Here is a 15,959-nt window from a genome sequence, read left to right as displayed (position 1 = left end):
CCCTGACGAGTAGCTTCCGGGAGTGCACGCGGCGCTCCCACGGCTTGTCGGCTCGCGCGTGGTGTTTCGGTCACCTCCAGGTCGATCGGCTGCAATCCGGCTGCGGTCCGTGGCCGTCAACGGGCCGATGGCTCGGCCTCGCGAATCGACGACGGCGATGTCATCCAGATCGGCCCGGAATACGACGCGGGCACCGAGCCGGATATCGGAGACAGTTCCGACTGGGATCGTTGCGCGGAGCACGTCAGCGCTCATCGGCCCGGGCGAGGCGTGCGCCGAGCAGGACCTTGTGGGCTCGCTGCGCAGCCGACGCCATTCGCAAACCGTCGTCCGGTTCTATCGGCAGTTGCTCGAGTCCGGAATGAGCTTTGTGGACGGCCGGCGCGAAGGGATCGACAGGATAGGGCATCGGGTCCTCCTCGGGTGTCCATCGGGTGTCGAGCGAGGTGCTCTACCAAGAGTGAGTTGTTCTCAGGGCAGTCTCAAGGGTCCTAAGTGGGCGAGAGGCGGGTCGATGGTCCTTCGGCTGGAGTGCGACTTCCTCGACGACTCACACCGGGGTCCGAAGTCCTCAACGTAGTGGGAGGTTCCCCACCGGGAACGGCAGCATCTCGGGGTCCGGTGGCCATGCTGCTGGTCTGCTCGCAGTCATGGGCTCCGACGATCAGTCGTGTCGACCAATTGCGAGCTGGGCGAGCGCTGGAGGGCGACAATAACGTGGCAGAAGCATAGGACTTTCATCCTTGATTCCCGGCCCGAGGTCCGAAGGGTGGCGACGCCAAAGGCATCCTGTCCGTATCGGTGCCGATGGGTGAACCGAAGGAAAAGCCCAAGGTCGTCAAAGTGAAAGTGACCGATTAGATCGTCCAGTTGCGGCGGGCAGGGATATTGCGGCTGGCGGGCGTTGAAACGATGTGACAATGCGCGCCATGGCCGTGAGGATAGCCTGAGCTGCCTTTTCTTCCGGAGTGCGCAGTCATAGAGTGAGGTCGGCCGAAGTGTTCCCACCGAGATGGCGGAGGGTTGAACATGACGACGATGGAAATGCCGCACGTCACCGAATGCACGGTCAGCAACTGCTCCTATAACCACGACGGGTGCCACGCCTACGCGATCAATGTCGCCGGCCATAACGGCAGCGCCGACTGCGAGACCTTCATCCCGTTGACGATGAAAGGTGGACTGGACACGGTTACCAGCATGGTCGGGGCGTGTCAGCGCGCGGATTGCGTACACAATCGCGACCTCGAGTGCACCGCATCCGAGATCCGCGTCGGTCCGGGTGCCGGTGAGCATGCCGCGCGCTGCCTGACGTACCGTTCCCGCTGACTGTCAGGCCGATGGCTACTCAGCCGATGCCGGCTCACCGGGGGCGGCCGCGAACGAGGCGTTTCGGCTGATGCGCCGACTGCGGACCCGCCGGACCAGGGCTGCCATGCCGGCACGATCGAAAACGTCCGTTCCCGGTAACTGCACGGTGGCGGCTGCCGCAGCCACCCCGAATTCGCATGCGCGTAGTGGTTCCCTGCCCGAGGTAAGGTGATACGTGATGGCGGCCACCAAGCAGTCGCCCGCGCAGGCATCACTTCGGAAGGGATGCGGCAGGGGCGGCGCCGAGATCTCGTAGTGTGCACGGTGATCGGAGTGGACGGCGCCGAGCGCGCCCACTGTGGTCACGGCATGGTCGCAGGATCGGCCAGCGAGGAGCAGGTCGTTCACCGCGCGCGTCCGCGTGGCTCGTGATCTGCCGGCCCAGGAGCGCGGCACCCTGCTGGCGATCGAGGCGGATGAGGAAGCTGTGCTCGGTGAGGGCCGCCCGCAGTTGGTCGCCGGCGATATCGAGAATCACCTCGGTGCTCGAAGGGGCTTCCCGGACGAGTTGTGCGCTGAAGTCGTCGCGCAACTCCGATGTGGCACTGCCGGATACGACAAGGAAGCCGGCTTCTGCGGACGCTGTCCTTATCGAGTTGATGAGAAGTGACTCCTCGCTCGTAGTCAGCCGAGGTCCCGGCGGCACAACGTGATAGCTGCTGCCCGACGAGACATCGGCAATGACGAACGCTTCTCGTGTGTCGGAGTCGATTCCTATCCCCACGTGCCGAAGACCTTCGGCGTCGAGGAGCCGATCGAGGCGGCGACCGGTCTCTCGACCGGTGGTGTGGATCGCGGTCGCGCAGCCGCCGAGCCGGGCGATACATCGGGCGACGTTGATCCCGCCACCTCCTGCGCGCACAGAGTTCATGCGGGCGCGGTTCTTACCCTCGGCGGTGAGCGCGTCCACCTCCATCGACAGATCCACGGTCGGGTTGAGGGTGACAGTGACGATGTCGTTGCGCACCATGGATCTCAACCGGCTGTCTGGCGCAGCATGTGGTCGAGGACGAGGCGTTGTTCGGCGGCCGCGACTGTGCGACGGGCAGCGGGCGCGGCATCGGGCGTCACCGATATCGAGGTGATGCCGAGACGCACGAGATGCTCGGCGAACTCGGGACGGTTCGACGGTGCCTGACCGCACAGCGACGAGGTGATGCCCAGCCGCCGTGCCGTACCGACGATTGTCGAGATCGCTTCCAGCACAGCGGGGTCGGATTCGTCGAACAGTTCCGCGCACTGCTCGGAATCGCGATCGACGCCCAGCATCAATTGCGTGAGGTCGTTGCTTCCGATGGATACCCCGTCGATGCCGAGCCCTACGTATTCGGGCAGCCAGTGCACCACGGACGGCACTTCCGCCATCACCCACCGGTGCAGGCCGCGATGCTTGCCGAGTGGGCTCGCGTCGACCAGTTCCAGGCAGGCTTCCAGCTCCCATCGGGTGCGGACGAACGGAATCATCAGGTGCAGGTTGGTTGTGGCTTCGCGGACCCGGGCGATCGCGGCCAGCTCGAGGGCGAAGACCTCGGGGTCACGGATGTAGCGATAGCAGCCGCGGTAGCCGATCATCGGGTTCTGCTCGACCGGCTCGTACCGTGCGCCACCGTCGAGGGCGCGGAATTCGTTGCTACGTAGATCGGTGGCTCGGTAGATGACCGGTCGTGGATGGAACGCCGCGGTGATGCGATGCAGGGAATGCGACATCTGCTCGATGAACGTGGCTTGTTCACCGCGGGCGATGAGTTCGCGTGGGTGTCGCCCTCCGAGTGCCTGAGACAGCAGTGTTTCCGCTCGTAGCAGGCCGACGCCGTCCACATCGGTGCCGGCGACTCGCTCGGCGGCGTCGGGAAGCGCGAGGTTCACATAGATCTTGGTCGCGGTCGGGCTGCCTGCGGGGACCGCCTGGGCCGGGGCCGCAACAGCAGTCGCGGTCACGGGGGTCGCGGCGTGTCCGGCGCGGACTTCGCCCGCGGATCCGTCGACGGTGACCAGAGTGCCGTCGGCGAGGGTCTTGGTGGCGGTGCGGGTACCTACGACACAAGGCACGCCGAGTTCGCGGGCCACAATGGCGGCGTGGCAGGTCATGCCACCGCTGTCGGTGACGACCGCAGCGCTGCGTGCGATGGTGGGCAGCCAATCCGGGCTGGTCATCGGTGCGACGAGGACTTCACCGGCTTTCAGCGCATCACCTTGCTCGGGCGAGCTGAGGATTCGCACGGTGCCTTCGGCGGCACCCGGCGCCGCGGCGAGCCCGCGGACGATGACGGCAGAGTCGCTGCGCGGGGCGGGTGTGGCCGGGCTCGGGTCATCGGGAAGCATCGTGATCGGTCGAGCCTGCACGAGCCAGAGCGCCTCACCGTCGATGGCCCATTCGATGTCTTGCGGCGTGCCGCGGTAGTGGTCTTGCACGGCGGTGGCGAGCCGAGCGATGGCCACCGCCTGCTGCTCGGTGAGGACCGGTACAGCTGCTTGGGCGGCGTCGATGGCTACGTGCCTGTCGCCGTCGGGTCCGGCGACGATGGCGTAATCCTGTTTGCCGGTGCGGGTTTCGAGAAGGATCGGGCCGTGTGCGTCGAGGATGTAGGTGTCGGGCTCGACAGCTCCGGAAACGACTACCTCACCCTGGCCCCGTGCGGCGTCGATGACGATCCGGTCCCGGCGTCCGGTGGACGGGTCGGCGGTGAACGCCACACCGGCTCGGTCGGCCGCGACCATCCGCTGCACGACCACGGCCATCGCTGGTGTCTGGCGCATGCCGCGCCGGGCACGGTAGGTGACAACGCGCGGGGTGAACAGCGATGCCCAGCATTCGGTGACGGCGGCGATGAGTTCGTCGTCGCCGCGGATATTGGTGCGCGAGAGGTTCATTCCGGCGAACGACGATGTCGCGCTGTCCTCACCGACCGCGGAGGACCGTACGGCGACGGAGACTCGGTCGCCGAGGCTGTGATACGCGGCGAGGATGGCTTGGCGGGCGGCATCGTCGACGTCGGCGTGCTGTACGAGCTCGCGCATCCGGGTGCACAGCTGCTGCACGGTCTTACCGGTGGTATCGAGGGCCTGAGCGTGCAGCCGCTCCAGTTCCGTGCCGGTGTCGCCGGCCAGCACGAGGTGCTCGTAGCAGCTGCGCAGGATGACGAATCCCGGCGGTACGGGTAGTCGCGCCGCGACCAGCTCGCCCAGGTTGGCGCCCTTGCCCCCGGCCTGGTCGGCGTCGGTGAGGCGTAGCTCGGCGAAGGTGGCTACATAGTCGCCCATCTTCGGCTCCGATCATCGTTGATCCTGAAAGTGTGCAATGCGTCTACCGCTCTCAGCCTGTCTCGAGGCGGGAGCTACGGTCAGGGTCGTGATGCCTATGGGCAGGGGACCTTTGGCCTCTGTGCCGGACCAGCGCCTGGCCGACGCCGGTACCCCCAACTAGTCGGCTCTGACGCGTCTGGTGTCGTATGCCCACATCGCGACCTCGACGCGGTTACGGGCGCCGAGTTTGGTCATCAATGCGGCGACATGGGTCTTGACCGTGCTCAGGCCGACGAAGAGCTCGGTGGCGATCTCGGCGTTGGTCCGGCCCCGGGCCACCAGCGCGAGCACCTCCTCCTCGCGGCTGGTGAGCGGGTCGATGGGCTGGACCGGCGCCACCGGCGCCTGGCCGGCGAAGGTCGCCAGCAGCCGGCGGGTGATGTTGGGGGCGATCAGCGCGTCTCCGTTGGCCGCAGCGTGGATGGCCTGTACGAGCAGCTCCGGCCCGGCGTCTTTGAGCAGGAAGCCGCGGGCGCCGGCGCGTAGCGCGCCGAGGACGTACTCATCGAGGTCGAAGGTGGTGATCACGACGACCGCCATCGGGCTTCTTACATCGGGCCCGGCCAGGCGCCGCGTCACCTCGATGCCGTCGAGCCCGGGCATCCGGATGTCGACGAGGAGCACATCGGGAAGCAGTCGGGCCGCCAGGTCCAGCGCTGAGAACCCGTCTGCCGCTTCCCCCACGACCTCGAGGCCGGGTTGCGCGCCGAGGATCATCACCAGCCCGGTCCGGACCAGGTCCTGGTCGTCGGCTACGACGACACGGATGCTCATGCCAGCGCCTCCGCCGGCAGCACCGCCTCGACCACCCAGCCGCCCTCGGGCCCCGGCCCCGCGGACAGCGATCCGCCGAGGAGTTGGGCGCGTTCGGCCATGCCCAATAGGCCGAAACCGGGACCCGGGACCGGCCCCGGGTCAGTCCGCCCATCGTCGCTGACACGCAGCCTCACGGCGTCGCCCTCACGGCGTACCTCGATCCCGACGCGGGTCGCGCTCCGGGCATGCCGTAGGGCATTGGTCAGTGACTCCTGCGCGAGCCGGTAAAGCGCGATGTCCACGGGTCCCGGCAGCCGGGTCAATGAAGCGTCCAGCGAGATCTCGACAGTGGGCGTCGCGTCGGCACGTGCCAGGGCGGGCAGGTCCGCGACACCCGGCTGTACTGAGTAGGAGACGGGTCCCTGTTCACGCAGCACTCGAACCATTGATCTCATCTCTGCCAGGGTGTGCGACGCTTCGGCCTCTATCGCGGCCAGGACCTCGGCGGCCTTCTCGGGCTGAATGGCGGCGAGCACGCCACCGGCCTGCGCCTGTACCGCGATGGCCGATACGTGGTGGGCCACGATGTCGTGCAGTTCGCGCGCCAGTGCCGCTCTCTCCTGATTGCGGATCTCGCGCTGTTGGCGATACCAGAGGTCCGCGCGGTATCGGAACACGGTCGCGAGGGCGACGATCAACAGCACCAGGACGGTGCCGCCGAAAACGTCGGCCCAGCCCGCGGAGGAGGCGTACATCCCCAGCGCGACCACGACTGTCACGAACGCCGTCCCCAAGACCATCTCCCGTCCCGAGCCCCACCGCACGAGGGAGTAGAGCAGGATCAGGACGGCCAACAAGGAGTGAAGGCCGAGTTCCTCGGCGTGCGTTGCCAGCTGGAGGATCGAGAGCAGCCCGGCGACGCCCCACCCGGCGAGGGTGGCCATCAGGGGGCGGCTCCGTCGCCAGAGCAGCGCTGGAATCAGCGCGAGGGCGAACACCGCCACCAAGGGGCGCCAGGCCGTTCCCGGCGCAACGATGCTTTCGACCAGGGCCGCGGTCGCGAACACGCCCACCAGCAGCCAGTCGAGACGACCGATCGGCGGGGTGTCAGCAGGCCGCGGCTCATGCCAGATCGAGCGCCGGACAGTGACCACGGCTTCATCCTAGGGATCGACGCGCCGTGGCGTACCCGCCGAAAGTACGAGAGTGAGATCATGTCATCGGCCGGGTGAACTCCGGCCTGCGGGCCGACGCGCCCGCCGTGGGGATCAGCGATCGTGGACCTACCGATCCGCACCACAACGGAGCCCATGATGAGAACACCTCAACGCGCCACCACACTGGAAGACCCGCCGATCCCGGTGCGAGTCAAGCTCGCCGCAGCGTGGACGAGCTTCATGTTCCTGTACGCCTATGTGGACATTCTCAACTTCTTCACGCCCGGCGTCGTCGAGGACATCCTCGACGGCAGGGTCTTCGAGTTCGCTCTCTCCCAGGCCTTTTCGACCACGGCGCTGACCCTCATGGCCGTCCCGATCTTCATGGTCGTGCTGTCGATGACGCTGCCGGCCAGGGCGAACCGCATCGCGAACCTCATCGTGGCTGCGCTCTACCTTCCCGTCACGGCGTTCAACGCAGTGGGTGCGTCCTGGCTCTACTTCTACGGCCTCGGCATCGTCCTGGAAATGATCCTTCTCGCGCTCATCCTGCGGTACGCCTGGACCTGGCCCCGCACCGCACCTTCGGCGACCATGGCAGACCGTGAAACCGGTCGCAGCCAGCAGCACTGTGAACCCAGAAGCGGCCTTGGCCCGTCCTGAGCCGTGCGCCTCGGCGCCGCGGTGCGAAGCGTCCGGAGGGGCCGGACGCCGACCGCCACAGAGATCTCGCGCAGCGCGTCCTATGGCCACTACGTGTCATCGGCGTGCCGAGCCGGCTGATCGCGCACACCACAGCATTTCGCCGCCGAACCGAGGTGGCGAGGAACCGGCGGATTCCCCGCAGGCTCACCGGTCAGTGCGCTCGGCCGAGCACGTGCCCCAAGGCGGCCGCGAGTTCGGGATGACGGAAAGCATGCCCGGCACGACGCAGGCGTTGCGGTGTCACCCGTTGGCTCGCGAGCGCGAGTTCGTGCGCGCCGTCGCGGCCGAGCAGCAACTCGGGCCCGAACGCCGGAACCGGCAGCATGGTCGGTCGACGCATTGTTCGGCCCAAGATGCGTGCGAACTCGGCGTTGCGGACGGGCTCGGGTGCGACCGCGTTCACCGGTCCGCGAAGATCGCTGTCCCAGAGCGTGCGATGGTAGATATCGACGAGATCATCGATGCCGATCCAGGACAGCCACTGGTGCCCGTCGCCGATCCGTCCACCGAGCCCCGCGGCGAACAGCGGTCGCATCAGCCGCAGGGTGCCCCCTCGTGGGGACTGCACTATGCCGGTTCGGACCGACACGACGCGGGTCGCCGCGGTGGCGGCCGTCGCGGCCGCGTCCTCCCATGCACCGACCACATCGGCCAGAAAGCCCGTGCCCTGCGGAGCGTCTTCTGAGAGCAGGTCGTCCCCGCCGTCGCTGCCGTAGAAGCCGATCGCCGAGGCGCAGATGAACGCGGATACACCACTGCGGGCGCTGAGTTCGGCGAGTCTGCGGGTCGGGTCGACCCGGCTGTCGCGGATCCTGCGTTTGTGGTCCTCGGTGAAACGTCCGGCGATCGACTCGCCTGCCAGGTGGATCACCGCGTCCACCCCGGCCAGGAGCCCGTCGTCCGGTTGGTCAGGGTTCCACCGTCGCTGGTCCGGTCGTCTGGGTTCGCCGCGCACCAGGCGGATGACCTGGTGGCCGCCTGCGCTGAGAAACGCGGTCAGGGCCGAGCCGATCAGCCCGGACGAGCCGGTGACCGCGACCGTGGCAGCAGTGAAGCCGTGCGCCGCGGCTCGCTCGTGCGCGGCCAGATCATCGGCCAGCTGGCGGTAGCGATAGGCGAACATGGGGCGGAGCGCAGCGGCCGGAAGCCAAGTCTGCACCCGGTCCACCACTCGGGTGTGGGTGGGATCGATGTCGACGAATTCGTGGACGTGATGCCACGACAAGGCCGTAGCCAGCGGTGCTGACGCCGGTCCATCCCTGACGATATGGTCTGCGAACCGAAACGGTGGATCGTAGGCGTCGGCGTCGTGCTGGGCAATCCAGCGAAGACCTCCGGGCAGGCCGAGCACCGCGCGTCCATTCGCGAGCGATTCGGCCTCCTCGATCAACGACACCGGCTGCCAGGGGGGACTCAGGCGGGTGAACGCGCCCGGCCGCGAGAACCATGCGAAGACTTCGGATCGAGGGACTGCGACGACTGTCGAACTCTCGATGCTCATATGTCGAATCTACGCAGCCGTTCGTGGGCGGACGGGCATGTCGTCCCGGCGTGTGCTCAGCGGCCGAGGATGACGCGACGCGATCGGTCGAACTCGATCTCACACCAAACCGAGCGTCCGCGCGTATCGAAGTCCTCGCATGTCCAGAACTGACAACCCCGCGGGGGACAGCACGCATGCCTGAACGCACCGGCGTGCGCGAGATCGCGGTCGTCGGCAGCGGGATCGCCGGACTCACCGCTGCTTACGCTCTGAGCGATGTCGACCGGGTGACCCTGTACGAGAAGGACACCCGGCTCGGTGGCCACGCCCACACCCATGAGGTGGAGTACGCGCCGGGCCGGTTCGTTCACGTCGACTCCGGCTTCATCGTGCACAACGACCGCACCTACCCGACTCTCCTGCGGCTGTTCGACGAACTCGGCGTCGCGACCCGCAACACGGACATGTCCATGTCCGTACGGGCAGATCGCATCGGGCTCGAATACGCCGGGGCGAAGGGGATCGCGGGTTTGTTCCCGTCAATTCGGAATCTGGGTAAGCCCCGCTACCTGGCATTGCTGGCGGAGGTGCCGAGGTTCCACCGCGCCGCGTCCCGGTTGCTGCGGTCGGCCGACGACACGATGACGCTCGCCGACTTCGTGCGCGCGCATCGATTCAGCGACTACTTCCTCGACTACTTCCTCACCCCGCTGGTTGCGGCCGTCTGGTCCTGTGATCCCCGGGTAGCGGGTGAGTATCCGGCGCACTATCTGTTCCGGTTCCTCGACCACCACGGCATGCTCACCATCTACGGTTCGCCGACCTGGCGGACGGTGGTCGGCGGTTCGGCCTGCTACGTGCAGAAGATCGCCGCCCGGATCGCCGAGGTGCGGACCGGTGCCCCGGTGCACGCCATCGGCGAGGACGAGACCGGCGTGCTGGTCATCGATGACGCCGGCCCGCGTCGCTTCGACGCCGTGGTGATCGCGACGCATTCGGATCAGGCCCTGGCCATGCTCGCCGAACCGTCGGCGCACGCGCGCGCTGTGCTGACCGCGATGCCCTATTCGGTGAATCCGGCGCAGTTGCATACCGACGAGTCGATCCTGCCCACGGCGAAACGGGCGTGGGCGTCGTGGAACTACCGTGTGCCGGCACCTGATCGGGATGCCGACGGCGTGGTCGTCACCTACGACCTCACCCGGTTGATGGGTCTGGAACACGTCACCGATCGTCGCTTCCTGGTCACCCTCGGCGGACGGGAGCTGATCGATCCGGGCCGGGTGATCGCGGAGATGACCTACGAGCACCCCGTGTACACCCCGGAGTCGGTGGCCGCTCAGCTGCGCCTGCCGGACCTCGATACCGACCGAATCGCCTTCGCCGGCGCGTATCACGGCTGGGGATTCCACGAGGACGGGGCGAGCTCCGGCTTGCGTGCCGCTCGTCGCATCAGCCGCGGTCGGCTACCCGCCGATCCCGCCGCGATCGGGGTAGGCGCGTGATGACCCCATCGACCACCCCCGCGCTCTACCTCACCCGCATCCGGCACGCCCGTGCCGAGCCGGTGCGTCACGGGTTCGACTATCGCGGCTACAGCTGGTTCTTCGACATCGACGCCGCGCCGCAGCTGCCCTGGTGGTTACGGCCGCTCGGCGCTGTTCGCGCGCGCGATCACCTCGACGGCCCGGGCGCGACGCTGCGCGAACGCGTCGCCGATCTGCTGACCGCACATCACCTCGACGCGCCGGCCGGACCCATCACAGCACTGATGAGCGCACGGGTGCTCGGCTACGTGTTCGATCCGCTCACCGTGTTCTGGTGCCATGATGCCGACGGACGGCTGGATTGCGTGGTGGCCGAGGTGCACAACACCTACGGACAACGCCATGCCTACGTCGTGCATCCCGACTGCTACGGGTACGCCGAGGTGACCAAGCAGTTCTACGTCTCACCGTTCAACGCCGTCGACGGCCGATACCACCTGCGGATGCCCGAGCCGGATGGCACGCTCGCGATCGAGATCGCGCTGCGCCGACCCGGCCGGGCACCGTTCCACGCGTCGATGACCGGTCACCGGGTCCCGCTGACCTCCCACACCCTGCTGCGAGCCCAGTTGCGCGCACCGTTCGCATCGTGGCTCACCGCTGCCCGCATCCGCAGGCAGGGGATAGCGCTGTGGGCCAGGGGAGTTCCGGTGATTCCGCGACCCCGTGCCGAATCCGCCGATCACACAGCAAGGACGACATCGTGATCAACACCTGCCACGACGAGACGACCGGCCGTGGGCTCGTGCCCGCCCCGCCCGCCGGGTTGCGGGCGCGGATGCTGGCCAATGGCGCCGCCGTGCTGTTCGAGCGCGCACTCGCGCGTCTGCCGGTCCGGGTGGAGTTCCCGGACGGCACCCTTGGCGGTGTCGGATCGGCGACCGATCCCTTGCCGCGCATGATCATTCGGAACCGCGCGGCGTTCTTCTCCCGGCTCGGCAGCACCGGGCTGATCGGCTTCGGCGAGTCCTATACGGCAGGGGAGTGGACATCACCGGACCCCGCGGGTGTGCTGACGGTGTTCGCCGCCGAGCTACCACGGTTGATCCCGCCGTCGTTGCAGCGATTCCGGTCGATCCTGCTGCCGGCACCACCGCGGGCCGAGGACGGCACCGTCGACAACGCCAGATCGAATATCGAACGCCACTACGACCTGTCGAACGAGCTGTTCCGGATCTTTCTCGATGAGACGATGAGCTACTCGGCCGCGCTGTTCGATCCGGCCGAACTCGACTCCGGCCCGGTCCGCTGGGAGCGGCTGGCGGCCGCTCAGCATCGCAAGATCGACGCGATACTGGACGCGGCCGGCGTCGGCCCGGGAACCCGGCTGCTGGAAATCGGCACCGGCTGGGGCGAGCTGTGCGTGCGCGCCGCGGCGCGGGGTGCGACGGTGCATTCGGTCACCCTGTCCACCGAGCAACTGGAGTTCGCGCGCCGCCGCGTGACCGACGCCGGCTACGCGTCCGCGGTCACCATCGAGCTCTGCGATTACCGCGCGATCGGCGGAACCTATGACGCGATCGTGTCGGTGGAGATGATCGAAGCGGTCGGACACCGGTACTGGCAGACGTATTTCGACTGCCTGAATCGGCTGGTCGAACCCGGTGGGCGCATCGCACTCCAGGTGATCACGATGCCGCACGAGCGAATGCTCGCCAGTCGCCGCACCTACACCTGGATCCAGAAGTACATCTTTCCCGGCGGCTTCCTGCCGTCCACCGACGCCATCGAATCCACCGTCGCGGGCTGCCCGTCGCTGCGGGTGCTGTCGCGCACCGCGTTCGGAGCGCACTACGCCGAGACGCTGCGGCTGTGGCGCGAGCGATTCGACGAGCACGCCGGTGCGATCGAGGCGCTGGGATTCGATGCCACGTTCCGCCGGCTGTGGCAGTTCTACCTCGTCTATTCCGAGGCCGGATTCCGGTCCGGATATCTCGATGTCCAGCACTATGTGCTGGAACGGAACCAGGAGTCGCCGTGAGTGTCGCCGCCCGTCTGGAATCGGTCCTTCGGCCCGTGCTGCGCGGCCCGCTGCCGGTTCGTTTGATCGCGTGGGACGGCAGTTCCGCTGGGCCGAGTGACGCGCCGACCGTCATCCTGCGTAGCCCGCGCGCCCTGCGCCGGGTGCTGTGGCATCCAGGGGAGCTGGGCGCGGCACAGGGCTACGTCACCGGTGAGCTCGACATCGACGGCGAGCTCGGCGCCGCGCTGACCGCGGTATGGCACGCCGTCACACCGCGGGACCTGCCCGGCGTGCGGCCGCGCGATGTGGCACGGCTGGTCGCCGCGGCGGCTCGGCTCGGGGCGATCGGGTCACCGCTGCCGCCTCCGGACACGCAGGTGAGCTTGCGCGGCCGGCGCAACACCCGCCTGCGCGACCGTGCCGCGATCAGCCACCACTACGATGCCTCCAACGATTTCTACGCATTGCTGCTCGGCCCCGTCATGGCCTATTCCTGCGCCTACTACAGCGGCGGTGCGCCGGAGGGTCCCGCGCAGGCCGAGTCGGGCTTGGCCGAAGCCCAGCTGGACAAGCTCGACATGGTCTGCCGCAAACTCGACCTCGCACCGGGTATGCGGCTGCTCGACATCGGATGCGGCTGGGGTGCGCTGGCCCTGCACGCGGCCGAGCACTACGACGTGGACGTGGTCGGCCTGACCATCTCCCGGGAGCAACAGCGTCATCTCGAACGCGAGGTCGCCGCACGAGATCTCACCGGCCGGGTCGAGGTCCGCCTGCTGGACTATCGCGACCTGACCGACGGCGGATTCGACGCGGTCGCCTCGCTCGAGATGGGCGAGCACGTCGGGCGCCGCAACTACCCGCGCTACGCGCAGACCTTGCGCGACGCCGCCGCACCGGGGGCGCCGGTGCTGATCCAACAGATGTCACGGCACGGCCGCCATCCCGGTGGTGGCCCGTTCATCGAATCGTTCATCGCCCCGGACATGGCGATGCGGCCGATCGGCGACACCCTCGGCATGCTGGAAACAGCGGGCCTGGAGGTGCGCGATGTGCAGGCCATGCGTGAACACTACGTGTGGACCGCGTGGGCGTGGCTGCACCGGCTGGACCGGCATTGGCACGAGGTGGCGGCGTTGCTCGGCGAGCAAGGAGCACGCACCTGGCGGCTGTACCTCGCCGGCGGCGCGCTCGCCTTCGAGCACGGCCGGATGGGCGTCGACCAGATCGTCCTGCGGCGAACGTCGTCGGCCCGACCGCGTTCCCGCTCGGCGTCGAGGACGGTGTGGGTCCGATGAATCTGGTTGTCGTCGCAGTCTCGTCGCTGATCGTCCTCGCCGCGGCGCAGGCTGTCACGTATGTCATCGCACGGCGGCTCGGCCGCTACAACGTGGTCGATGTGACCTGGGGGCTCGGGTTCGTCCTGGTCGCGCTGGTCGCCGCCCTCGCCGGGGACGGTTCTGCGATTCGCGAGCTGGTGATGCTCGCGCTGGTCGGCGTCTGGGGCCTGCGATTGAGCTTGCACCTGTATCGCCGTACCGCGGGCAAGGGCGAAGACCCGCGCTACGCCGCCCTGCTCGACCGGCACGGACATCGGCCGGTTGTCGCCGTCCGGCGGATCTTCCTGCCGCAGGGGCTGGCGCAGTGGGTGATATCGCTGCCCATCCAGGTCTCCGCTACTTCGGACGCTACCGCCGGTGCGGGATGGCTGGTGTTCGGCCTCGGCGTGCTCGTGTGGACGGTGGGCCTCGCCTTCGAGGCCGTCGGCGACCATCAACTCGAAGCGTTCCGGGCCGATCCACGCAACCGCGGCACCGTGATGGATCGCGGACTGTGGGCATGGAGCAGGCATCCGAACTATTTCGGCGATTGCTGCGTCTGGTGGGGTATCTGGCTGGTGGCGGCGAGTTCCTGGCCCGGCGTGCTCACTGTGATCGCACCGATGGCGATGACCTACGTGCTGGTCTACGGCACCGGCGCCCGTCTGCTCGAACGGACCATGAGCCAACGACCCGGCTACCGCGACTACCAGTGCCGCACCGCCTATTTCTTCCCGATGCCGCCACGACGGCGCGGGACCGCTCGTTCCGACCAGGCCCGGTCGTCATGAAGTACCTGCTGACTTCGGACGGGCGTCGAGTAGCATCCTCACCGATCGACCAGGGAACCGGACATCCGAGTGGTTCCCCGGCCACGGAACGGCCCTCGGGCACCCACAACGTACGGAAACGGACATCGATGGCGGACGGACCTCGTTTCGGTCAGGACCCGGGCCCTGAGCCCGACCGATCCGCGACGTGTCCGGTGACCAGGCCCTCGGCCGAAAAGCAACTCATGCGTCGGCTGGAGGAGTATCTGCGCGGGATCGCCGCCGGGGACCGCGCGGCCTTCACCGAGCTCTACCGGTCAACCCACGATCGGGTGTTCGGGCTGGCGCTGCGCATCATTCGCCGCCCGGCCGCGGCCGAAGAGATCACCCAAGAGGTCTACCTCTATGTGTGGAACGCCGCCGACAAATACGACGAGCGGCTGGCCAGCCCGATCGGCTGGCTGATGATGATCACCCACCGCCGCGCCGTCGACCGTGTCCGGATCGAATCATCTTCGGCGACAAGGGATCTGACCTTCGGCCAGCGAAACCTCGGGCGTGAACACGATACGGTGGCCGAGGCCGTCGGCCAGCGTTACGAAGAGCGGGCGGTGATCGAATGCCTCGGAACGCTGACCGACCGGCAACGCGAGACGGTCGCACTGGCCTACTACGGCGGCCGGACGTACGCCGAAGTCGCGGACTACCTCGGCATTCCGTTGTCGACGGTGAAAACCCGTATCCGTGATGGGCTCAAACGGCTGCAGAGCTGCCTCGCAGGAGCGGTGGGCGATGTCTGACGATTCCCGGCGCAGCGAACTGCTCGACCTCGCCTACCCCTATGCGCTCGACGCTCTGTCCGACGCCGACCGGCGTGAAGCCGAGCGTCTGCTCGATGAGGCGGACGAGTCCACCGCAGGCGAATTCTGTGACACCGTGCGGGCTGTGCGCGAGACATTGGCGAGCATGACGGTAATCCACGCGGTACCGGCGCCGCCGAACGTCGAGGAGGCGTTGCTCCGCGCAATCGACGATCACTCCGCCGTGGTCGATGGGTTGTCCGAACGACGCGATCGGGCGCGGCGACTGCGGTGGCTGGTTGCGGCTGCGGCATTGGTTGTCGCGATCGCAGTCGGGGCTGGCATTGTTTCCTATCTAGGACGGCCGGACGATACGGGCCAGGTGACCGCACAACAAGTGATCGCCGAACCCGATACCCGCAATCGGGTTGTCCAGTCGGCCAACGGTGGAGCAATGTCGGTGTTCTCATCGCCGGGATTGGCTGCTGCCGCAGTATTGTTCGACGATATGCCGCCGCCTCCGCCGGGCAAGGTCTATCAGATGTGGTTGATACCCGCTGGGGGACAACCGTATTCGGTGGGCGTCATGGATAGTTTGCCGACTCCGGACGCGCCGCGGGTCGTCCGAACAGGTGATGCGGCTCAATTGGCGGTGTCGGTCGAACCGGAGGGCGGTTCTGTGCAGCCCACCACCGAACCGGTTGTCGCGGTGCCGCTGGGTTGATCGCTTCGAAGCTCCACGCCGTACGAGTTCCACCGAACGGCCATACATCGGCGTCGACGAT

At 67.6% G+C, this 15,959-nt stretch carries 14 protein-coding genes and 1 pseudogene; 9 read left to right on the top strand and 6 right to left on the bottom strand.

Features of this window, described 5'->3' with window-relative positions:
* Positions 1–244 precede the first annotated feature (244 nt).
* Positions 245–409, bottom strand: coding sequence for a hypothetical protein (locus AC4HOU_RS00755; protein WP_194982204.1), 165 nt, complete (start codon positions 407–409; stop codon positions 245–247).
* A 620-nt stretch (positions 410–1,029) separates the two neighbouring features.
* On the opposite strand from AC4HOU_RS00755, the gene AC4HOU_RS00750 reads away from it, so the two are divergent.
* The gene (locus tag AC4HOU_RS00750) at positions 1,030–1,329 is read left to right on the top strand and encodes a DUF1540 domain-containing protein (protein WP_194987261.1); all 300 of its coding nucleotides are present in this window, start codon (positions 1,030–1,032) and stop codon (positions 1,327–1,329) included.
* A gap of 15 nt (positions 1,330–1,344) precedes the next feature.
* On the opposite strand, the pseudogene AC4HOU_RS00745 reads toward AC4HOU_RS00750, so the two are convergent.
* The 4 genes and pseudogenes from AC4HOU_RS00745 to AC4HOU_RS00730 form a co-directional block, all read right to left on the bottom strand.
* Positions 1,345–2,287 (bottom strand): annotated as a pseudogene (locus AC4HOU_RS00745) (1-phosphofructokinase family hexose kinase).
* Between the two features lie 59 nt (positions 2,288–2,346).
* A complete protein-coding gene (gene ppsA / locus AC4HOU_RS00740; protein WP_195026045.1) occupies positions 2,347–4,632 on the bottom strand; it encodes a phosphoenolpyruvate synthase in 2,286 nt (761 codons plus the stop codon).
* A 159-nt stretch (positions 4,633–4,791) separates the two neighbouring features.
* Positions 4,792–5,448 carry a response regulator gene (locus tag AC4HOU_RS00735; RefSeq protein ID WP_194986988.1) on the bottom strand — a complete coding sequence of 219 codons (657 nt, stop codon included), beginning with the start codon at positions 5,446–5,448 and terminating at the stop codon, positions 4,792–4,794.
* Entirely contained in the window at positions 5,445–6,584 is a 1,140-nt protein-coding gene (locus AC4HOU_RS00730; RefSeq protein WP_195026046.1) for a sensor histidine kinase, read from the bottom strand. Before AC4HOU_RS00730 ends, AC4HOU_RS00735 begins: the two co-directional genes overlap by 4 nt.
* Positions 6,585–6,707: 123 nt before the next feature.
* Between AC4HOU_RS00730 and AC4HOU_RS00725 the strand changes: the two genes are divergently transcribed.
* Positions 6,708–7,250 (top strand): DUF6326 family protein, encoded by a 543-nt coding sequence (locus tag AC4HOU_RS00725; protein ID WP_280469068.1) that lies wholly within the window; start codon positions 6,708–6,710, stop codon positions 7,248–7,250.
* A 193-nt stretch (positions 7,251–7,443) separates the two neighbouring features.
* On the opposite strand, the gene AC4HOU_RS00720 is transcribed toward AC4HOU_RS00725, so the two are convergent.
* Complete coding sequence (locus AC4HOU_RS00720; RefSeq protein WP_490723991.1) at positions 7,444–8,793, bottom strand: TIGR01777 family oxidoreductase; 1,350 nt, start codon at positions 8,791–8,793, stop codon at positions 7,444–7,446.
* 176 nt (positions 8,794–8,969) lie between these two features.
* Between AC4HOU_RS00720 and AC4HOU_RS00715 the strand changes: the two genes are divergently transcribed.
* The 7 genes from AC4HOU_RS00715 (at position 8,970) to AC4HOU_RS00685 (ending at position 15,898) form a co-directional block, all read left to right on the top strand.
* Positions 8,970–10,280: an NAD(P)/FAD-dependent oxidoreductase gene (locus tag AC4HOU_RS00715; protein WP_490723990.1), complete on the top strand. Its 1,311-nt coding sequence runs from the start codon at positions 8,970–8,972 to the stop codon at positions 10,278–10,280.
* The gene (locus AC4HOU_RS00710; RefSeq protein WP_490723989.1) at positions 10,280–11,029 is read left to right on the top strand and encodes a DUF1365 domain-containing protein; all 750 of its coding nucleotides are present in this window, start codon (positions 10,280–10,282) and stop codon (positions 11,027–11,029) included. The genes AC4HOU_RS00715 and AC4HOU_RS00710 overlap by 1 nt, the downstream gene beginning before the upstream one ends.
* On the top strand, positions 11,026–12,303 hold the full coding sequence (locus tag AC4HOU_RS00705; protein WP_490723988.1) for a class I SAM-dependent methyltransferase: 1,278 nt from the start codon (positions 11,026–11,028) through the stop codon (positions 12,301–12,303). The genes AC4HOU_RS00710 and AC4HOU_RS00705 overlap by 4 nt, the downstream gene beginning before the upstream one ends.
* On the top strand, positions 12,300–13,583 hold the full coding sequence (locus AC4HOU_RS00700) for a class I SAM-dependent methyltransferase (protein WP_490723987.1): 1,284 nt from the start codon (positions 12,300–12,302) through the stop codon (positions 13,581–13,583). The genes AC4HOU_RS00705 and AC4HOU_RS00700 overlap by 4 nt, the downstream gene beginning before the upstream one ends.
* Positions 13,580–14,395, top strand: a complete 816-nt coding sequence (locus tag AC4HOU_RS00695) for a DUF1295 domain-containing protein (protein WP_490723986.1) — start codon at positions 13,580–13,582, stop codon at positions 14,393–14,395. Before AC4HOU_RS00700 ends, AC4HOU_RS00695 begins: the two co-directional genes overlap by 4 nt.
* A 194-nt stretch (positions 14,396–14,589) precedes the next feature.
* Complete coding sequence (gene sigK / locus AC4HOU_RS00690; RefSeq protein WP_308646153.1) at positions 14,590–15,174, top strand: ECF RNA polymerase sigma factor SigK; 585 nt, start codon at positions 14,590–14,592, stop codon at positions 15,172–15,174.
* Entirely contained in the window at positions 15,122–15,898 is a 777-nt protein-coding gene (locus AC4HOU_RS00685; RefSeq protein ID WP_194993588.1) for an anti-sigma factor, read from the top strand. The genes sigK and AC4HOU_RS00685 overlap by 53 nt, the downstream gene beginning before the upstream one ends.
* Positions 15,899–15,959: the final 61 nt, after the last annotated feature.

The sequence above is a fragment of the Nocardia sp. JCM 38205 genome, assembly GCF_058222935.1.
This window is presented reverse-complemented; position numbering and strand designations above follow the sequence as displayed.